The sequence below is a fragment of the Andreprevotia lacus DSM 23236 genome (assembly GCF_900176275.1).
GTDB lineage: Bacteria > Pseudomonadota > Gammaproteobacteria > Burkholderiales > Chitinibacteraceae > Andreprevotia > Andreprevotia lacus.
On the sequence record NZ_FWXD01000004.1, the window covers coordinates 112,234 to 130,535 of the forward strand.

18 protein-coding genes are annotated in these 18,302 nt (G+C 61.5%); 10 read left to right on the forward strand and 8 right to left on the reverse strand.

The window, feature by feature from the left end:
• Nucleotides 1–406 precede the first annotated feature (406 nt).
• Nucleotides 407–1,621, forward strand: coding sequence for an MFS transporter (locus B9A19_RS04710; protein WP_084089409.1), 1,215 nt, complete (start codon nucleotides 407–409; stop codon nucleotides 1,619–1,621).
• A 97-nt stretch (nucleotides 1,622–1,718) separates the two neighbouring features.
• Complete coding sequence (locus B9A19_RS04715; protein WP_084089411.1) at nucleotides 1,719–2,258, forward strand: hypothetical protein; 540 nt, start codon at nucleotides 1,719–1,721, stop codon at nucleotides 2,256–2,258.
• Between the two features lie 15 nt (nucleotides 2,259–2,273).
• On the opposite strand, the gene B9A19_RS04720 is transcribed toward B9A19_RS04715, so the two are convergent.
• The 4 genes from B9A19_RS04720 to B9A19_RS04735 all read right to left on the reverse strand — a co-directional run bounded on the left by B9A19_RS04720 (nucleotide 2,274) and on the right by B9A19_RS04735 (nucleotide 7,193).
• On the reverse strand, nucleotides 2,274–4,118 hold the full coding sequence (locus B9A19_RS04720; protein ID WP_084089413.1) for a sensor domain-containing diguanylate cyclase: 1,845 nt from the start codon (nucleotides 4,116–4,118) through the stop codon (nucleotides 2,274–2,276).
• 63 nt (nucleotides 4,119–4,181) lie between these two features.
• On the reverse strand, nucleotides 4,182–5,951 hold the full coding sequence (locus tag B9A19_RS04725) for a monovalent cation:proton antiporter-2 (CPA2) family protein (RefSeq protein ID WP_084089415.1): 1,770 nt from the start codon (nucleotides 5,949–5,951) through the stop codon (nucleotides 4,182–4,184).
• 76 nt (nucleotides 5,952–6,027) lie between these two features.
• Complete coding sequence (locus tag B9A19_RS04730) at nucleotides 6,028–6,861, reverse strand: DUF1700 domain-containing protein (RefSeq protein WP_084089417.1); 834 nt, start codon at nucleotides 6,859–6,861, stop codon at nucleotides 6,028–6,030.
• Nucleotides 6,858–7,193, reverse strand: coding sequence for a PadR family transcriptional regulator (locus tag B9A19_RS04735; protein WP_084089419.1), 336 nt, complete (start codon nucleotides 7,191–7,193; stop codon nucleotides 6,858–6,860). Before B9A19_RS04735 ends, B9A19_RS04730 begins: the two co-directional genes overlap by 4 nt.
• 258 nt (nucleotides 7,194–7,451) lie before the next feature.
• Between B9A19_RS04735 and B9A19_RS04740 the strand changes: the two genes are divergently transcribed.
• Nucleotides 7,452–8,615, forward strand: coding sequence for a sigma-54 interaction domain-containing protein (locus tag B9A19_RS04740; RefSeq protein WP_084089421.1), 1,164 nt, complete (start codon nucleotides 7,452–7,454; stop codon nucleotides 8,613–8,615).
• Nucleotides 8,570–9,619 carry an NADP(H)-dependent aldo-keto reductase gene (locus B9A19_RS04745; protein ID WP_084089423.1) on the forward strand — a complete coding sequence of 350 codons (1,050 nt, stop codon included), beginning with the start codon at nucleotides 8,570–8,572 and terminating at the stop codon, nucleotides 9,617–9,619. Before B9A19_RS04740 ends, B9A19_RS04745 begins: the two co-directional genes overlap by 46 nt.
• Before the next feature lie 268 nt (nucleotides 9,620–9,887).
• On the opposite strand, the gene B9A19_RS04750 is transcribed toward B9A19_RS04745, so the two are convergent.
• The gene (locus B9A19_RS04750; protein ID WP_084089425.1) at nucleotides 9,888–10,142 is read right to left on the reverse strand and encodes a hypothetical protein; all 255 of its coding nucleotides are present in this window, start codon (nucleotides 10,140–10,142) and stop codon (nucleotides 9,888–9,890) included.
• A gap of 80 nt (nucleotides 10,143–10,222) precedes the next feature.
• Between B9A19_RS04750 and B9A19_RS04755 the strand changes: the two genes are divergently transcribed.
• Complete coding sequence (locus B9A19_RS04755) at nucleotides 10,223–11,470, forward strand: MFS transporter (RefSeq protein ID WP_084089427.1); 1,248 nt, start codon at nucleotides 10,223–10,225, stop codon at nucleotides 11,468–11,470.
• Nucleotides 11,471–11,623: 153 nt separating this feature from the next.
• Nucleotides 11,624–11,944 carry a DUF2325 domain-containing protein gene (locus B9A19_RS04760; protein WP_084089429.1) on the forward strand — a complete coding sequence of 107 codons (321 nt, stop codon included), beginning with the start codon at nucleotides 11,624–11,626 and terminating at the stop codon, nucleotides 11,942–11,944.
• Between the two features lie 352 nt (nucleotides 11,945–12,296).
• On the opposite strand, the gene B9A19_RS04765 is transcribed toward B9A19_RS04760, so the two are convergent.
• Together B9A19_RS04765 and B9A19_RS04770 are read right to left on the reverse strand one after the other, a co-directional pair.
• Nucleotides 12,297–13,100, reverse strand: coding sequence for an SDR family NAD(P)-dependent oxidoreductase (locus tag B9A19_RS04765; RefSeq protein WP_176216775.1), 804 nt, complete (start codon nucleotides 13,098–13,100; stop codon nucleotides 12,297–12,299).
• A complete protein-coding gene (locus B9A19_RS04770) occupies nucleotides 13,087–13,464 on the reverse strand; it encodes a VOC family protein (RefSeq protein ID WP_084089431.1) in 378 nt (125 codons plus the stop codon). The genes B9A19_RS04765 and B9A19_RS04770 overlap by 14 nt, the downstream gene beginning before the upstream one ends.
• Before the next feature lie 148 nt (nucleotides 13,465–13,612).
• Between B9A19_RS04770 and B9A19_RS04775 the strand changes: the two genes are divergently transcribed.
• The 4 genes from B9A19_RS04775 to B9A19_RS22470 all read left to right on the forward strand — a co-directional run bounded on the left by B9A19_RS04775 (nucleotide 13,613) and on the right by B9A19_RS22470 (nucleotide 17,180).
• On the forward strand, nucleotides 13,613–14,509 hold the full coding sequence (locus tag B9A19_RS04775; protein ID WP_084089432.1) for a LysR family transcriptional regulator: 897 nt from the start codon (nucleotides 13,613–13,615) through the stop codon (nucleotides 14,507–14,509).
• A gap of 180 nt (nucleotides 14,510–14,689) precedes the next feature.
• Entirely contained in the window at nucleotides 14,690–16,435 is a 1,746-nt protein-coding gene (locus B9A19_RS04780) for a caspase family protein (RefSeq protein WP_084089433.1), read from the forward strand.
• A 71-nt stretch (nucleotides 16,436–16,506) separates the two neighbouring features.
• On the forward strand, nucleotides 16,507–17,016 hold the full coding sequence (locus tag B9A19_RS04785; protein ID WP_084089435.1) for a hypothetical protein: 510 nt from the start codon (nucleotides 16,507–16,509) through the stop codon (nucleotides 17,014–17,016).
• A gap of 2 nt (nucleotides 17,017–17,018) precedes the next feature.
• Nucleotides 17,019–17,180, forward strand: a complete 162-nt coding sequence (locus B9A19_RS22470; RefSeq protein WP_176216776.1) for a hypothetical protein — start codon at nucleotides 17,019–17,021, stop codon at nucleotides 17,178–17,180.
• Nucleotides 17,181–17,336: 156 nt separating this feature from the next.
• On the opposite strand, the gene B9A19_RS04790 is transcribed toward B9A19_RS22470, so the two are convergent.
• Nucleotides 17,337–18,251 carry a LysR family transcriptional regulator gene (locus tag B9A19_RS04790; protein WP_084089437.1) on the reverse strand — a complete coding sequence of 305 codons (915 nt, stop codon included), beginning with the start codon at nucleotides 18,249–18,251 and terminating at the stop codon, nucleotides 17,337–17,339.
• Nucleotides 18,252–18,302: the final 51 nt, after the last annotated feature.

Here is an 18,302-nt window from a genome sequence, read left to right on the forward strand (position 1 = left end):
CAGCGGGCGGCGCCCAAGCAAAAGCCCCGCAAAAGCGGGGCTTGGGTATTGGTGCAAGGCATTTCGGACTCAGCCTTGCGCAAGTCATCCGTTACGGATGCTGCGCAGCATAGCGGCAGAATGTAACCGTTATATGACAAGTCTGGCCGCTGCCATGCGCGAGCCGGCCGGGCTTCAATAGCGTGGTGCAGCGCACAGCAAGGGCGAGCGGAATGCGAACCCGTCTTGCCAACGGCAAGGGTATATAACGCTGGAAGCCTTGATTCTGCTGGGTTGGCAGCATGCGCCAGCCGGTGCAGGCATGCGAATAGGGCAGATGCGCAATTGTCCCTAACATGGGTGACTGAATGTGAGCAATTGTTCACGTTTCTATTGAATGACATCCATATCGTTTCTGGAGAATTGCATGCGCACTGCGACTCAACCCGCCGCCGCAGCGACACCCGCTGCAGGCAGCATCCTGCCGGCCTTGTTGCCGCTGGCATTATTCGTACTATTAGGTTTTCTGGCTGTCGGCCTGCCGCTGGCGGTGTTGCCGGGCTACGTACACGGCACCCTGGGCTATGGCAACGTGATGGTTGGCGTGGTCATCGGCACGCAGGCGCTGGCCGCCTTGTTGACCCGCGCCTCGGTCGGGCGCTATGTCGATGAACGTGGCGGCAAGCGTGCCACGCTGATCGGCCTGGCGCTGGCGGCAACGTCGGGCGCCTTCTATCTGCTGGCACATGCGCTGGCCGCCATGCCGGTTGCCAGCCTGGCTGCGCTGCTGCTGGGCCGGGTGGCGCTGGGGCTGTCCGACAGCTTTGTGATCACCGGCTGCTTTGCCTGGGGCATGGGCCGCATCGGCGCGCAAAACGCCGGCCGCATGATGGCCATTTTCGGCATGGCCATGTTTGCTGCCATGACACTGGGCGCACCGCTGGGCGTGGCGGTGCAGGCACAGGGCGGTTTGTCGCTGCTGGCTGCGGCGGTGATCGCACTGCCGGCGCTGGCCTTGTTTGCCGCCAGCCAGTTGGCCGGCACCCCGGCGATTGCCGGCAAGCGTCTGCCGTTCTCGCAGGTGCTGGGGCTGATCTGGTTGCCGGGGCTGGGCCTTGCCAGTGGCGTGGCAGGCTTTGCCGTACTTGCCACCTTCATCACCCTGTTGTTCGCCCAGCGCGGCTGGGGCAACGCGGCCTTTGCGCTCACGCTGTTCGGCATCGGCTATATCGGTCTGCGCTTGTTCCTGGCCCATCTGCCCGACAAGCTGGGTGGCGCACGCGTCGCCATGGTGAGCCTGCTGGTCGAGGCCGCCGGGCTGGCGTTAATCTGGCAGGCACCGACTGCCCAGCTTGCCTTTGCCGGTGCAGTGCTGGTGGGGCTGGGCTTTTCGCTGGTGTTTCCGTCCTTCGGCGTCGAGGCCATCCGCCGCGTGCCGCCACAAAGCCGCAGTGCTGCACTGGGGGCCTATGCCGCCTTCTTCGATCTGGCTTTTGCGGTAACGGGCCCGCTGGCCGGGCTGGTGGCCGGCAGTGCCAGTTATGGGGTGGTGTATGCGCTGGCTGGTGCCGTGGCCATGCTGGGCACTGCGCTGGCGTGGCGGCTGGCAGGCAAGGTGCCAGCACTGAGTGTGCATCACTGAATTGCATCTGATTTCAAGGTTACAATAGGCTTCGGGTCGACCGGGCAGCAGCAAGCTGCCCGGTCGCGGTGTCAACGGATGCGTGCAAGGAGGGGCGATGAGTTTCGACGAGTTCACACACTCGGCCGAGTTCCGCCATGCGCTGGCCGATGCCGATACCGTGCGCCGCGTACGTCGCCAGCTGATCGAGCGCCACCCCACCAGCGGCAGCTGGAGCGATGCGCAGGTGCTGCGCGTTTACTTTGCCGAGCGCGAACGCTGGCCGCACATGAGCGCCAGCCCCCAGCGCAGCACGCCGCGTGCGGCATCCCCGGCGCCGCCAGCGCCTGCGCCGGCACCCGCCAAAGCCAGCAATGCCGGCCCCTATGCCACCGCGACGGCCACGACGGTGCCGGCTGCGGCCCCGGCGCCCGCACCTGCGCCGGCAGCAGAAAAGACCTGGATCGAAATCCAGCTGGTCGGCGAGGATGACCAGCCGATTGCCGGCGAGGAATACGAAATCACCCTGTCCAACGGGCTGAAGTTTTCCGGCACGCTCAATGCCGAAGGCATGGCCAGGCTGGAAGGGCTGGACCCCGATACCTGCCAGGTGACCTTTCCCAAGCTGGACAAGGCCGCCTGGTCGCCATTGGGGTGATCGCCCCGGTGGCTGTCACCCCAGCACGTAGCGGTTCTTGCCCGAGCGCTTGGCGCGGTACATGGCTTCGTCGGCCTGGGTGAGCAGGCTGTCGCTGTCGGTCTTGGCATAGGCCGCACGGATGGCAATGCCGATGCTGGTCGACACCGTGACATCGTCATTTTCCAGTCTGAACGGATGGGTCATCGCGGCGATGACTTTTTCTGCCACCTGGGTGCTGTCGCCGACGGCGTCATTGAGTGATTCCAGCAAGATGGTGAACTCGTCGCCAGCCAGCCGTGCCACGGTATCGGTTTCGCGCACGCAGCCTTTCAGCCGTTGGGCAAACTGCTTGAGCAATTCATCGCCGGCATCGTGGCCATAGGTGTCGTTGATGGCTTTGAAGCCATCCAGATCAAGGAACAGCGCCGCCAGCGGGCGCTGGTGGCGTTTTTGCCGGGCAATGGCGTTTTTCAGGTGTTCGAGCATGGCGCGGCGGTTGGGCAGGCCGGTGAGCGCATCGGCAAAGGCCTGACCGCGCAGCTGCTCCATCAAGCGGGTGAGCTGGCTGATGTCCTGCACCATCTGGTAATAACCGCGCACGTGGTGTTCTTCATCCTCGTCCGGCACGATGGTAAAGCGCACGTCGCGCAGCAAGCCGTTGAAGCGGAAGCTGGCATTGAAGCGCACCTTCAAGCCTTGCAGCACCTTTTCGACATAAGGGGTCAGCGTCTGCTGCGCTTCTTTTTCCAGCAGCTGGCGCGCTGGTTTGCCGATCAGTTGTTGATGATCGACCCCGAACCATTCGCCATAGGTGGCATTGACGAAGCGATAGATGTGCTCGCGGTCGATATAGGCGATCAGGATGGGCAAATGGTCGGTGATGGTGATCAGCTCCTGGCGCGCCGCGGCCAGCTCGCGCGTGCGCACTTCCACGCGTCGTTCCAGCTCATGGTGCATGTCCAGCAGTGCGTTTTCGGCATACTTGCGCCGTTCTATGTCTTCGACGATGAGGATGAAGCGCTCGGCCTCGCCCCGTTCGTTGCGGTGCAGCGCCACGGTGAGGTTGCCCCAGAGCTGGCTGCCGTTGTTGTGGCGCAGCCGCAGTTCCTGCTGGAACTCGGTGACATAACCCGAGCGCAGCCGGCTGGTCAGCCCTTCCAGCCGATGCCAGTCACTCTCGTCGATCAGGGCGGCCACCGGGCGGCGGAAGAGCTCATCGCGCCGATAGCCCAGCATGCTCAACAGACAGCTATTGACCAGCAGCCAGTCGCCATCCGGCGTGATATGGGCGATGCCGACCGGTGCCTGCTCGACGGTATCGCGGTAAAGCGCGGTGGCCTGCAGGCTGGCCTGGGCATCCTCGGCGTGCAACTGGCGCGACAGCAGCATGGCCTCGCGCGCCTGCAGCGCCTGCTCGGCGATGTGTGCCAGATCGCGCAGCGCTTGCAGGTCGTCTTCGCTCGGCACGCGGGGCTGGGTGTCGGTCACGCACAGGGTGCCCAGTGCCAGTCCATCGCGTGAATGCAGCGGCTGGCCGGCATAGAAGCGGATGTGTGGGGGCCCGGTAACCAAAGGGTTGTCGTGAAAGCGCGGGTCCTGGCCCGCATCACCTACCACCAGGGCATCGCGTTGCAGGATGGCATGGCTGCAGAAGGCCTGCTCGCGCGGGGTCTCGCTGAAGGTCACACCCACCTTGGCCTTCAGCCACTGGCGGTCCTGGTCGATCAAGGTCACCATGGCCACCGGTACGTGCAGGATGCGCGCGGCCAGCCGTGCAACGCGGTCGAATTCCGCCTCGGGTGGCGTATCGAGTATGGCAAGCCGCTGCAGCACGGCCAGTCGCAGCGTTTCGTTCTCGGGGTGCGGGGCAATGATCACGGGTGGTGGTCCTGCATGTGTCGCGTCTGATGCATACTGGATTTATAGGCCGGGCGAGCGGTTTCAGTGCTTGCTGCCGTCATCCGATTCAAACAGGCTTTCCAGTTCCTTCATGGCATCGCGCGTGGTCTGGATCAGCTGGGTTTCGTCGTGCCAGGTGGCGTGCTGGCGTTCCAGCAGCATTTCATCCTGCAGCACGAAGGTGGCGGCGGTCTTCTCTGCCTCATTGCTGTCTACGCCCAGTGCCTCCAGCGATTGCCGGCCCAGCGCCACGCTGGACAGCAGCGTTTCACGCTGCATCACGTTGATGCCCAGGTCCATCAGCCGGTAGGCGTGGAAGCGGTTGCGCGCACGGGCGTAAATGGGCAGGGCGGGGAAGTGCTCGCGCACCATTTGCGCGGTCTTGATCGAGGCTTCTACATCATCGATGGCCAGCACGAACAGCTCGGCCTTGTCGGCCCCGGCGGCGCGCAGCAAATCCAGCCGCGATGCATCACCATAGAATACCTTGTTACCGAAGCGGCGCACGAAGTCCACCTGGTCCGGGCTGACTTCCAGCGCGGTAAAGCGGATTTTCTTCATGCGCAGCATACGGGCCACGATCTGGCCGAAGCGGCCAAAGCCGGCAATGATGACGCGGCTGGTTTCGTGCGGGGTGATCTGGTCGAACTCGCGCGGTGCCTTGCGCGCCAGCACGGGCGCCACCCAGCGCTCGTGCACCAGCGCGATCAGTGGGGTGGCCGCCATCGACAGCGTAACCACCAGCACCAGCAGATCGGCATGCTCGCCGCCCATCACCCCCTGCTGGGTGGCCAGGTTGAACAGCACGAAGGCAAACTCGCCCCCCTGCGCCAGTGCCACGCCCAGATGCCGTGCGCTGTGGTCGTTGGCGCCAGTGGCGCGGCCGATCACATAGAGCAGTGCGAACTTGGCGGCCATCAGCGCCAAGGTCAGCCCGAGCAGCAACAGCGGATGTGCCGCCAGCAGGCCCAGATTGGCTGACATGCCGACGGCGATGAAGAACAAGCCCAGCAGCAGCCCCTTGAACGGCTCGATATCCGCTTCCAGCTCGTGGCGGTATTCCGAATCGGCCAGCAGCACGCCGGCGAGGAAGGCGCCGAGCGACATCGACAGCCCGGCATGCTCCATCAGCAGCGCGGTGCCCAGCACCAGCAGCAGCGCAGCAGCGGTAAAGGCTTCGTTGCTGCCGCTCTTGGCCACCAGCCGCAAGGCCGGGCGCAGCAGATAGTGCCCGCCCACCACCACGGCCACCACGCTGCCGACGCCGATGGCCAGCGCGCCCCAATGTACCGCCAGTTGCTTGCCGCCACCCAGCAGCGGCAGCAGCACCAATACCGGGATCACTGCCAGATCCTGGAACAGCAGGATGGCAAAAGCCTCGCGCCCGTGGCGGGTGGTCAGCTGGTTTTTCTCGGCCAGCATCTGCAGCACAAAGGCGGTGGAGGAGAGCGCCAGCCCCAGGCCGGCAATGGCGGCTGCGGCAGGGGTCAGGCCCAGCGCCCAGCCGGCTGCGGTCAGCACCAGCGCGGTGCCGCCCACCTGCAGGCTGCCCAGACCGAACACCGAGCGGCGCAGCACCCACAGTCGCGACGGTTGCAGCTCCAGCCCGATCACGAACAGCAGCAGCACCACGCCCAGCTCGGCAAAGTGCAGCACCGCATCGACATTGGCCACCACCTTGAGGCCGAACGGCCCCAGCAGCATGCCGGCAGCCAGATAGCCCAGAATGGCGCCCAGCCCGCCGCGCCGGAACAGCGGCACCATGACTACGGCGGCGGCGAGGAAGGCGGCAATCTGGGTCGTCAACGTCATGGGGCGGGTGTCAGGGCAAATTCAGGCCCGCCAGCATAACGCGAAAGTGTGTCGGCTGTTCAGGCCGCAAGGCCAATCAGGTTTCGGCCCAGCGTTGTGGCGTGCTGTCGTCGTCGCTGTGCAACAGTGCCAACTGGTAACGGATATAGCGGCCCAGCAGGCGGGCGGTGAGCTTGATCAGCCAGTAGCCCAGCAGCAGGCCAAGGCCGCCGATCAGCAGCAGCACCAGGCCGACGATCAGTACCGCGCGCTTGCCATGCGCCGGCAGTCCGTTGATTTGCAGCTTCTGCTGCCCGTCCTGCAGGATCATGCTGCCACCGTTGGCACCGGACTGAATGTGCACGCTGCCATCGGGCGATTCGATATGAATGCCGGCCGTACCGCTGGCCTGACCAATGAACACATGCTCGCCATTGTCGCCATCGATATTGATGGCCAATTCCCCGTTGCTGCCGCTGACTTGCACCTGCTGCTGCCAGTTGCTCAGCAGCATTTGGTCATCCGGCCAGCCGAACAAGGCATTGCCACCCCAGCACAGCAGCAGTACCAGCCCGGCCAGACTCGTACCAAAGGCTGCCAGCACGCCGCAGGTGAGCAGCCACAGATACACCAGCAAGGGGATGGCGAGCAGGAAGTTGAGCACCCCCAGCCCGGCCGTGGCGGCCACCACGCGCCACAGGTTGCTGAACGACTTGTGTTCCTCCCACGTCTGCAGCGTGGCCTTGGCGCGCAGTTCGCGTGCCAGTTGCTGCGGGTCACCCAGTGCGCGGGCGATGTCTTCCTCGCTGCGGCCATCGGCCAGACCGTCGCGGAAGTATTCGCGGCAGTCGGCCAGTGTTTCGTCGATCAGCGGGCGCGGCAGGCCCTTGAGGGCGAATTCCAGCTGATGCAGATAAGTGTGCTGATTCATTGCGGCAACTCCAGGCTTGCGCTGCTCGGGACGAGCACGCTGTCGATTTCGGATACGAATTCACGCCATTCAGTCTGCATGGCGGCCAGCGCGGCATGGCCGGCCGGGGTGAGCCGGTAGTACTTGCGCGATGGCCCGCTGCTGGATTCGACCAGATAGGTGCTCACCCACGCTTCGTCCTGCAGACGGCGCATCAGCGGGTAGACGGTGCCCTCGCTGATGGCCATCGAGCGGGACAGCTGGTTGACGATGTCATAGGCATAGCTGTCGCCACGTGCCAGCACGGCCAGCACGCACAGCTCCAGTGCGCCTTTTTTCAATTGGGTTTTCACGGCGGTGTTGTCCTTGCGTGAGGGGGCAGGCGTGTGTTGCCCATGCCGCTTGCTACACTCTATAACCATGTACTTTGTAATGCAAGGTATTTGGCAATGCAAATTCAGCAGTCGGTGTAAGGCTTGCTGCAAACAGCACAAAATATGCAAATTGTTATATCGCATTTATTCAAAATTATTTGTGGATATATAAAGCGGGGTTTACATTGCAACTCGTTCAAGGTGCCACCACATGCACGGTGGCCAGAGGGGGATGCCATGAGTACCGAACAACCCACGCTGCTCTCGTTGCAAGGGGGCGAAGTCCAGCCACTGTCCATCCGCGCCAAGGCGCTGGTGTTTGCCGACCCGGCCTCGCGCCAGCTGCTGCAATATCTGGAGCGCCTGGCGCCGTCCGAGGCGCCGGTGCTCATCATTGGCGAAACCGGCACCGGCAAGGAGCTGGTGGCGCGCCACGTGCACCACCTGTCCGGCCGCAAGGGGCCATTCGTGGCGGTCAATTGCGGCGCGATCAGCGAGCAACTGGCCGAAAGCGAATTGTTCGGGCACGAATCGGGCGCGTTCACCGGCGCCGTAGGCCGCCGCGAGGGCTGGTTCGAGGCTGCGCACGGCGGCACGCTGTTCCTGGATGAAATCGGCGATCTGCCGCTGCCGCTGCAGGTAAAGCTGCTGCGCGTGCTGCAAGAGCGCGAAGTGGTGCGCATCGGCTCGCGCAAGCCCATCCCGGTGGATGTGCGCCTGGTGGCCGCCACCAACATCGATCTGGATCAGGCTGTATCGGCCGGCCATTTCCGCCTTGATCTGCTGTACCGGCTGAACATTGCCCAAGTGCGCTTGCCGCCGCTGCGCGAACGCACCGGCGACATCCTGCCGCTGGCTGAATACTTTATCGGCGTATATGGCCAGCGTTTGGGGGTGCAGATTCCTGCGCTGTCCGAGGCGGCTTGCCAGGCGCTGATCCGCTATCCGTGGCCGGGCAATATCCGCGAGCTGGAGAACGTGATGCACTTTGCGCTGCTGGTCTCCAGCGGCGAAACCATCCAGCCCGAGCACCTGAAGTTTTCCGGCGGTCTGAGCCCATCGATATCGGCCGCCGCCCCGAGTGACGAGGCGCCGCTGACCGCGATTGCCCGCCAGCTCGACCGCCTGTTTGCTGCGCCGGGCGAGACGCTGTTCGACGATCTGGAAAACCTGCTGGTCGAACGTGCCTACAAGCACAGCCGCTACAACCAGGTGCGCGCCGCCGAGTTGCTGGGCATTACCCGCAACGTGCTGCGCACGCTGCTGAAGCGACACGGCCTGCTGAGCGATTCGACCGCCGCGCCCGTCACGGCCAACCCCAACTCCACCACCCTGCAAGCAAGAGACAACCGCACATGGAATACCGCAAACTCGGCACTACCGACCTGGAAGTCAGCCTGATCGGCCTGGGCACCATGACCTGGGGCGAGCAGAACAGCGAGGCTGATGCCCACGCCCAGATCGATTACGCGCTCGCCCAGGGCGTCAACCTGCTGGATGCCGCCGAAATGTACCCGGTGCCGCCCAAGCCCGAAACCCAGGGCCGCACCGAGCAATACATCGGCAGCTGGATCGCCAAAACCGGCCGCCGCAAGGACATCGTGCTGGCGACCAAGGCCGCCGGCCCGGTGCGCCAGCCGCACCAGCCGCGCCACCTGCGCAATGGCGAAACGCGCCACGATGCCAAGAACCTGAACGAGGCGGTGGACGGCAGCCTGAAGCGACTGCAGACCGACTATATCGACCTTTACCAGTTGCACTGGCCGGATCGCAGTACCAATACCTTTGGCCGCCTGGCGTATCCGTGGATCGAGGACGAAGAAACCGTCGCCATCGAAGAAACGCTGAGTGCGCTGGCCGAGCTGATCAAGGCCGGCAAGATCCGCCATGTGGGCATATCGAACGAAACGCCGTGGGGCGTGGCGCAGTTCCTCAAGTATTCGGAAAAGCTCGGCCTGCCGCGCGTGGTGTCGATCCAGAACCCGTACAGCCTGCTCAACCGTACCTTTGAGATCGGCCTGTCCGAGTTTGCCCACCGCGAACAGGTTGGCCTGCTGGCGTATTCGCCACTGGCGTTTGGCGTGCTGAGCGGCAAGTACCTGAACGGTGTGCGCCCGGAAGGCTCGCGCCTGGCGCTGTTCGACCGCTTCAGCCGCTACAACAAGCCGGAAGCCGAACAGGCGGTGACCGAATACGTTGCCTTGGCGCGCAAGCATGGCCTGTCGCCCGCACAGCTGGCGCTGGCCTTCGTCAACAGCCGCCCGTTCACCACCAGCAACCTGATTGGTGCCACTACGCTGGATCAGCTCAAGGAAAACATCGACAGCGTGCAGGTGAAGCTGGGTGAGGACATTCTGAACGAGATTGATGCGATTCATACCCGCATCCAGAACCCGGCGCCTTAGAGCCGTAAACAAAACCCTGCTGGCGGCGTTGCGCTCACTTGCCGTACGACTTGTACTGTCTGCGTTTCGCGCGCCTTGCCAGCACCGCTGCGCTGGGTTTTGTTGACGGCTCTCAAGCGCAGTCGACAAAACCCTGCTGGCGGCGTTGCGCTCACTTGCCGTACGACTTGTACTGTCTGCGTTTCGCGCGCCTTGCCAGCACCGCTGCGCTGGGTTTTGTTGACGGCTCTCAAGCGCAGTCGACAAAACCCTGCTGGCGGCGTTGCGCTCACTTGCCGTACGGCTTGTACTGTCTGCGTTTCGCGCGTCTTGCCAGCACCGCTGCGCTGGGTTTTGTTAGCCGCTCCAGGCGCGCTAATGCCCGCATGAGCATGCCGGGCTGAATCATTGTTTTACTGTCGGGCAAGGCATACGCCTTGCCCGACGGGCATGCTTGCGTCTTGATAGGGGATTGGGCCGGGCTGTGTGCCCGGTCTTTTTTTGTCTGCCGCACATGCAGGATGGCCCGGCCGCCGCCGGTCATTCATTGCTGTACGCATTTCGTGTCAACGCCGTAGAATTAATTGCGTTTTTGATTATCTACCTATTTATCAAGTTGCTGCCATGACCGCCACCCAGCCTGCCGAGCCCATCGCGCTACGCCACCATCGCCCCTTTGTTGCCTTCTGGCTGTCGCGCGTGCTGACCGCTGGCGGCTTCCAGATCATGAGCGTGGCGATAGCCTGGCAGATGTACACGCTGACCGGCAGCGCCATGGACCTGGGCCTGGTCGGGCTGGTGGAATTTTTGCCGCGCGTGCTCTTCATGCTGCAGATCGGCCACGTGGCCGACCGCTATGACCGCCGCTATATCTCGGCGCTGACCAAGGTGCTGCAGCTGATCGCCGCCGTGGTGCTGGCGGTGGCCACCGCCTATCACGGCGTGACGCGGGAGCTGATCTTCGTGCTGGCGTTTTTGTTTGGCACCGCACGCGCGTTCGAAATGCCAGCCATGCAGGCCATGCTGCCCGGCATCGTGCCGGCCAGCGTGCTGCCGACGGCGATTGCTGCGTCGGCCTCGGCCATGCAGGCGGCCACCATTGTGGCACCAGCGCTGGGCGGCTTTCTGTATGCCATCGGCCCGGTGGAAACCTATGTGCTGTCTGCGCTGGTCTATGTGATTGCCACCGTGCTGATGCTGCGCCTGCCACCACAAAAGCCGCAATACGTGCAGCAGGGCGGGGCGCTGGATTCGCTGCTGGCTGGCATCCGCTTCATCCGCGCGCGGCCCGATATCCTCGGCGCCATCTCGCTCGACCTGTTTGCCGTGCTGCTGGGCGGCGCGACCGCGCTGCTGCCGGTGTTTGCCAAGGACATCCTGCACGCCGGCCCGTGGGCGCTGGGGCTGCTGCGCTCGGCCCCGGCTGTGGGCGCCATCGGCATGTCGCTGTATCTGGCGCACCGGCCCATCAAACAACGCGTGGGCCGCATCATGTTTGGTGCGGTGGCGGTGTTTGGTGTGGCCACCATCGTATTCGGCCTGTCGCGTTCGTTCTGGCTGTCGCTGCTGGCGCTGGCTGTGCTGGGCGCGGCCGACATGGTCAGCATGGTGATCCGTGGCGCGTTTGTACAGCTGGAAACCCCGGACGAAATGCGCGGCCGCGTCAGCGCCGTCAACGGCTTGTTCATCGGCGCATCCAACCAGCTGGGCGAATTTGAATCCGGCGCGACTGCCGCCTGGTTCGGCCCGGTAGCTGCCGTGGTGCTGGGCGGCGTGGGCACGCTGATTGTCGTGGCGCTGTGGATGCGCTGGTTCCCGTCGCTGACCGAGCGCAACACCCTGCAGCGGGAGCCGGTGCCGGCGGCAGCCTGATCGCGTACAAAACCTGTCTTGCCGGCAGCGGCGGAGGCGGGTTTGTTGATTGCGGTTGTTGGTTATATAAATCTGAAAATATATTATTTATTGGAATAATGCGGCGCTGCTAATCTTGCCCTGTCGGCCCACACGGCCAAGAAGGGGTTCTGCATGCAAGCGTATATCGTCGGTGCCGACGTGCTCGGCAATATCCCGGATGTGCTGGCCGATTACGGCATCCGTATCGGCCATCACGTGACCGGTCGCAACCCGTCGCACCAGCGCAAGCCCGCCGGCATCAAGGGCATGGACATCGTGATCCTGTTCACCGATTTCCTCGGCCATAACGTGATGCGCAACTACCGCCAGGCCGCCCAGGCCGCCAACGTCCGCTTCGTCGCTTGCCGCCGCTCTACTTGCGCGCTGACCACCTCGCTGGAAAAAATCGCCGCCAAGCGCTGCGAGGATTGCCCGGCGCAGAAACGCCACTAATCAAATGGCAAGGGGTGCGCTCGCTGCCCAGTTATCCACTGTCGGTGCTTGAGCGGGAAATTCCCTTCTGAAGCGCCGAGCAGCACAGCCAAGCCCGGATGAAGGGGAGGGATGTTTGAGGCCCACAGGGCCGAGTTACCGACCCGCCGGGCTTGGCGCGCAGCGCAGGGCACTGCCCGGATTTGCGTTAGCAAAACCGGGTAGCGCGTAGGCAGGGCCGCATTCTTTTGCTTCCTTTTCTTGGCGGGACAAGAAAAGGGAGGCGGCATGCGGGACACACTCCCGCCCCAAAACGCCGCGCCGCAGGCGCTGAAAAACAACCCGCTGCCGAATGCAGGCCATGCCGCCCACCTCACACCATCACCCGTCCCCCCGCCACATCCAGCACCACCCCCGTCGTCCACGCCGCCGCATCGCTCAGCAAGAACAAGGCCGCTGCCGCTACATCATCCGGCGTGCCCAAGCGGCCGAGCGGAAAGCCGGCCTGCATCTGCGCCAGCCGCTCTGGCGGCATGGTATTGCGGGTGCGCTCGGTCAGTACGGCAGAGGGCGAGATGCAGTTCACGCGGATGCCGGCGGGGCCGACTTCGTTGGCCAGATGGCGCGTCAGCATGATGATGCCGGCCTTGGCCGCCCCATAGCCGGCCGGTGCGCCGGATGCCACGCGTGCCCCGGCCGACGCCATGGTGACGATGCTGCCCATGCCGCGCGCCAGCATGCCGGGCAAAAAACTCTTGAGCGTGAAGAAGGTGGCGGTCAGATTGTTGTCCAGGCTGGAGCGCCAATCCTGCTCGCTGATTTCGTGCAGCGGCACGGGCTTGCCGGTGCCGCCGCCGGCAAAGGCCAGCACGAAATCCGGCACGCCATAGTGTGCTTCTACCTCATCGCGCAGCCGCTCTACCTGTGCCAGATCGGCACAATCGGCCGGGATGGCTATCGCCTCGCCTCCCACTGCGCGTACTGCCGCCACGCTGGCAGCCAGCGCCTGCGGATCGCGCCCGTTGATGGCCAGCAGCACGCCGTTGCGCGCTAGCGCCAGGCAAGTAGCCGCGCCAATACCACGCGAGCCACCGGTGACCACTGCCACCTTGCCACGCAAATCGGCAAAGGTCGGCACGGTGGAGGAGGGTGTAGTGATGCGCTCAGACGTCGTCATGCGTACGTACCTCGATATTGTGCTGATCCGGGTCATGGAAATAGAGCGAATCCGCCCAGCCGCGCGCTCCTTGCTGCGGCGCGCTGTGCCCGTCCCGCGTGAACGGGTGGCCGCCGTACGCAATGCCGCGCGCCTGCAAACGCGCCCGCACGCCCTCGAAGCTGGCACGGTCCAGCGTGAAGGCCAGATGCATTGCGTCTTTGGGCGGCTCGCCCAGCAAATCCAGCGTGGTGGCCTCGTTCACGCGCACGATCTCGAACGGCCCGCCGTTGCCCTCGTGGGCAAAGCCCAGCAATTGTTCATAAAAACGTGCCGAGCGCTGCGGATCGCTGACGCGGACGATGAGGTGGTCGAGTTGTGGCATGGCTTTTCCCTATGGCATTTGCGTGTGCTGATCACTGCCGCGCTTGTGGCTTGCGGCACTGAATGGCAGTCTACGCAGCAAGGCTGACGGGTGCAGTCAACGAATCGGCATGCCCGCTCTGCAAAACGGTATGGGGTAAACACCGCCTATGGCACTGGATTGGGACGACCTGAAAATCGCGCTGGCGATTGCCCGCAACGGCACGCTCAGCGCTGCGGCGCGGGCGCTGGGCAGCACGCAGCCCACCGTCAGCCGCCGGCTGGATGCGCTGGAGCAGCGGCTGGGCGCGCAATTGTTCGAACGCGAAGCCTGCGGCCTGCGGCTGACCGCGCTGGGCGATGCACTGCTGGCTGGGCTGGCGCAGATGGAAACGGGCGCGCTAGCCGTAGAACGGCAGATTGCCGCGCGCGATACTGGCCTGCATGGCGAGATCGTCGTCACCAGCCTCGACTGGCTGGGTGACGAAGTGCTGGCCCCCATGCTGGCGCGCTTTGGCGCCCAGCACCCGGGGCTGACCATAGAGCTGATCAACGACGGCAAGGTCTATAACCTGGCGCGGCGCGAGGCCGACCTGGCCTTCCGCTTTGGCCCCTTCACGCAAGAAAACCTGATCGAACGCCGTGTGGGCGAGGTGCAATACGCACTCTACGCCAGCGACGCCTATCTGGCCCGCTACGGCCAGCCGAGCGAGGGCGACGGCCTGCGCGGCCACCAACTGGTACTGCTGGACCGCGCCGCCGGCGATGTACCGCACGAAGCCTGGCTAAGCGCCATCGCCCCGCATGCCAACATCGCCCTGCACGCCAATGGCCTGCGCGCCCACCTGGCCGCTACCCGCAGCGGCGCCACCATGGCCGTGCTGCCCTGCCTGCTGGGCGAACGCGAACCCACCCTGCGCCGCATCCCCCTCGGCCCACCCCAACCCCCGCGCAGCGTGCGCGTGGGCTACCACCCCGACCTGCGCGACACCCCACGCATCCGCGCGCTGCTTGATTTTGTGGTGGAGGGGTTTGAGGTGATGGCGGGGGAGTTGGTTGTGGGGTAGTAGGGAGTACTATTGGTTCAGGCTTGAGAGAGTGAGAGGCTGCATTTCTGGGCAATGCGACCCTTCCAGAAAAACGTGGATGTCTCTTGAGATTCATAATTAGAGGTGAGATACCGGAAAGAAAAATGTATGTTTGGAGTAGTTGAACTGCTACAACATTAAAACTTAGAGTCCATTACTATGCGTGATCTTCGATTTCTTTTTAAGACGCATTATGGTATTAGCCGTGCATTAGTTATCGGCATTGACGAGTACCAGACCGCCTCACCTCTATCATATGCGGTCAGTGACGCGGTCGCGATTAAAGAGCTACTTGTTTCCAGCCTCGGCTTCTCTGAGCTCGAGGTTACAACATTAACCAACGAAGCAGCTACAAGGCAGGCTATCCTCAGGGCTTTCCTTAGATTCGCAAACGAGGACATTGGTTTGGATGACCGGTTGATTGTATTCTTCGCTGGGCATGGTCATACACGAACTGGAAGTAGAGGTGAAATCGGATACCTTGTTCCTCATGATGCAGACTTGGCTGATTTTTCTACCTTAATACGTTGGGATGAATTAACCCGGAATGCCGACTTAATTCGTGCCAAGCACGTTCTTTTTATTATGGATGCATGCTACGGTGGATTAGCCCTTGTTCGTACGACAGCAGCAGGGACAACTAGATTTCTTAAAGACATGATGCTCCGCACTTCTCGGCAAGTTTTGACAGCGGGAAAGGCGGACGAGGTAGTCTCAGATTCGGGAGGACCTATTCCAAACCACTCGGTGTTTACTGGGCACTTACTCGAAGCGCTCCAGGGAAAGGCAGCCACCCCCGATGGGGTACTAACCGCTAGTGCAGTCATGTCCTACGTGTATGCGAAGGTTGCCAGCGATCAAAACTCCCATCAAACCCCGCATTATGGCCATGTGGATGGCGATGGCGATATGCTGCTTCTCGCCCCGGGGTTGGGCGAGCTTGAGCAGAGCGATACCAAAGACATTGATCGTCTCATCTCAATTCCATTCGCCGACCCATCTGTAGAGATTGATAGCACAGAGCTAAAGGTCAAAAGAGTTAAGACCCTGTTAGCAAGCGAATCGGGAACCATTGAGCTACATGATATGCTCAGCGCAGAAGTTAGACGCTTCTTGGCCGTTACCTCAGAAGATACATTTGCCTTCTCTGGACAGTATTCTCTGCCAGAATTCGTATCGCGCTTAGAGCGCTATGAGGCGGCTGTGCAGGATGTTGCCCTATTGCTGGCCTGCGTGTCTCACTGGGGGCGGCTATCTCATCTAGCCACTCTCCAAAAGTGTGTTGCTCGATCAAGTGACCGTTTAGACTCAATAGGCGGACTCACAGTCTGGCTAGCTCTGCGTTGGTATCCACTACTGATTGAACTCTACTGTAGTGGCATTGCCGCAGTAGATGCTCGACGTTTTGATTCGCTAGCTGCGATCTTTGGGACACATCTTCCGAGTTCGGATTCTCAGCGAATGCCAGATACCTTTGTAGGGGCTGCATCGATGGCGATACTTGAATTGAACAGATCAACTGTACTGAACCAGATTCCTGGTCACGAGCGTAACTACACACCCTTGAGCGATTATTTGCTAAAGGTACTTCAGCCAAGACTCGATGATGCCCTCTTTCTGGGTAAGAACTATGAAACTGCTTTCGATGTTTTTGAAGTTTATTTTTCCCTTTGTGCTGTCGACGATCGGCTTATCAATGGAAAGTCTGCTTGGGGGCCAATTGGTAGGTTCGGGTGGAAACAGAGACATGACAACTCACCATTCGAACGAGTGCTGAAAGAGGCAAAAGTTCAGAGGGGAGAGTGGATGCCATTAAAGGCAGGCCTATTCGGTGGAGATATAGAACGATTTGACAATGCCGCTGACCATCTAGCGCAATTACTTGGCGATCTACGGTGGTGGTGAGTTCTAATCAATTTAGGTGAAAAAAAGTTCATGTTGATTACTTGAAAAACTTGGCACTGCATGAGGGTTTGATGAGCGGAAATTATCAAGAAAAATTCTGGCGTGAATTAGATCAACTCCGAATTCATGCTACCTATATCGAAGGGTATTACGAAAAAACGGCCCAAACAGACCGAATTATAAGCATGCTGCTAGCGGTGACCTCAAGTGGCGGCATCGCTGGCTGGGCCGTATGGAGCGAGTACCAATACGTATGGGCTTTCCTCGTTGCAGCTTCTCAAGTTGTTAATGCAGTTAAAGGGTATCTTCCGTATTCGAAACGCCTTAAGGCACTGAGTACGCTATCGGCCGAATTGGAAAGTCTTTTTTTGTCGATGGAAAATCATTGGTTTAATGTTTCTGAGGCGAGGTTGAATAACGAAGAGATACATAAGCTGCATATGAAAATAAAAGAGCAAAGAAGATTAATTATTCAAAAAAATATTGGTTCTATCGATTTGCCTCACAAAAAAAACTTGATGGATGAGGCAACTAAGAGTGCAAGACAGTATTTCGAAAATTTCTATATGTTTGAGGAGTAGGTATGACCACCCCAAAAAAACCTTTGGTGCCAAGTAAGCCATGGGTCGTAATCGGTAATGATCGCGCCCTTGCCCCCGCCTCTACAGGAACCCCAATGCCGAAGGTGAAACCTTCAAATCCAGCTCCCATCACTATTGCAAAAAATGAGAAGAAAAAGGGTTGATCCTCTACTTAACTACGCTTCTTTCTGTTACTAGGTGATGCATGCTAAAGCTGCATATCGCCCATTAATCTTACGCCATGGCCATGGCTTCGCTATCCATATGCACGGTTTTTCCCGAAAGCTGGCGTGTATGCGAGGTGGCGAGGAAGCCGCCACCTATAACCCCGATTCACGCCGCTCACTCCATTCCAGTGCCGTCCGTTCCAGATGTTCAAGAAAAACTGCCGCAACCGGCGATAGCCTTTTGCCGCGCGGATAAAGCGTAAACCAGCGTGACTGGAGTGGAAAACCGGCCACGTTGAGGATGGTCAGCTGATCGTCCGCTGGGCGTGCCGCCAGCGCGTGGCGCGACACCACGGCCAGGCCAAGGCCGCCGGCGACGGCTTGCTTGATCGCCTCATTACTGCCCAATTCGAGCCGGACTTGTGGCACGAAGGGGGCGCGCGAGAAAAACGCGTCGCACGCCAGGCGGGTGCCTGAGCCGCGCTCGCGCAGGATGAAGCGTTCGGCGGCGAGGTCTGCGAGTTGCAGCTGGCGGCCCTTCAGCGGGTGTTGGTCAGAGGCAATCAGCACCAGTGGGTTGGGCAGGAAGGCGTGCTGCTCCAGATCGAGGTTCTCTGGCGGCATCGACATGATGTAGAGGTCGTCGAGGTTTTCGCGCAGGCGGGCGACTACGCCGTCGCGGTTCAGAATCTCGAGCGAGATGTCGATATTGGGGTGTTCAGTACAAAAGGTGCCCAGCAGGCGCGGCACAAAGTAGGTGGCCGTGCTGACCAGCGCCACGCGCAAGCGCCCTTGTTCCAGCCCCTTCATGGCATCCAGCGTTTGCTCGAACGCCAGCCATTCGTCCAGCATCGTCCGTGCCGTTGCGGCCAGTGCCTCGCCGGCGGCGGTCAGGTAAAGGCGTTTGCCGATTTGTTCGTACAGCGGCAAGCCGGCGGCCTCGGCCAGCTCGCGCAGTTGCATCGATACCGTCGGCTGGGTGACGTGGCAGGCTTCTGCAGCAGCAGTGACGCTGCCGCGCTCGGCCAGCGCCAGGAAGAGGCGCAACTGGCGAAAAGTGGCATTCATAGATATTTATCGATCAATATCATCGTAAATATCGATTATTGCTTATTTCTC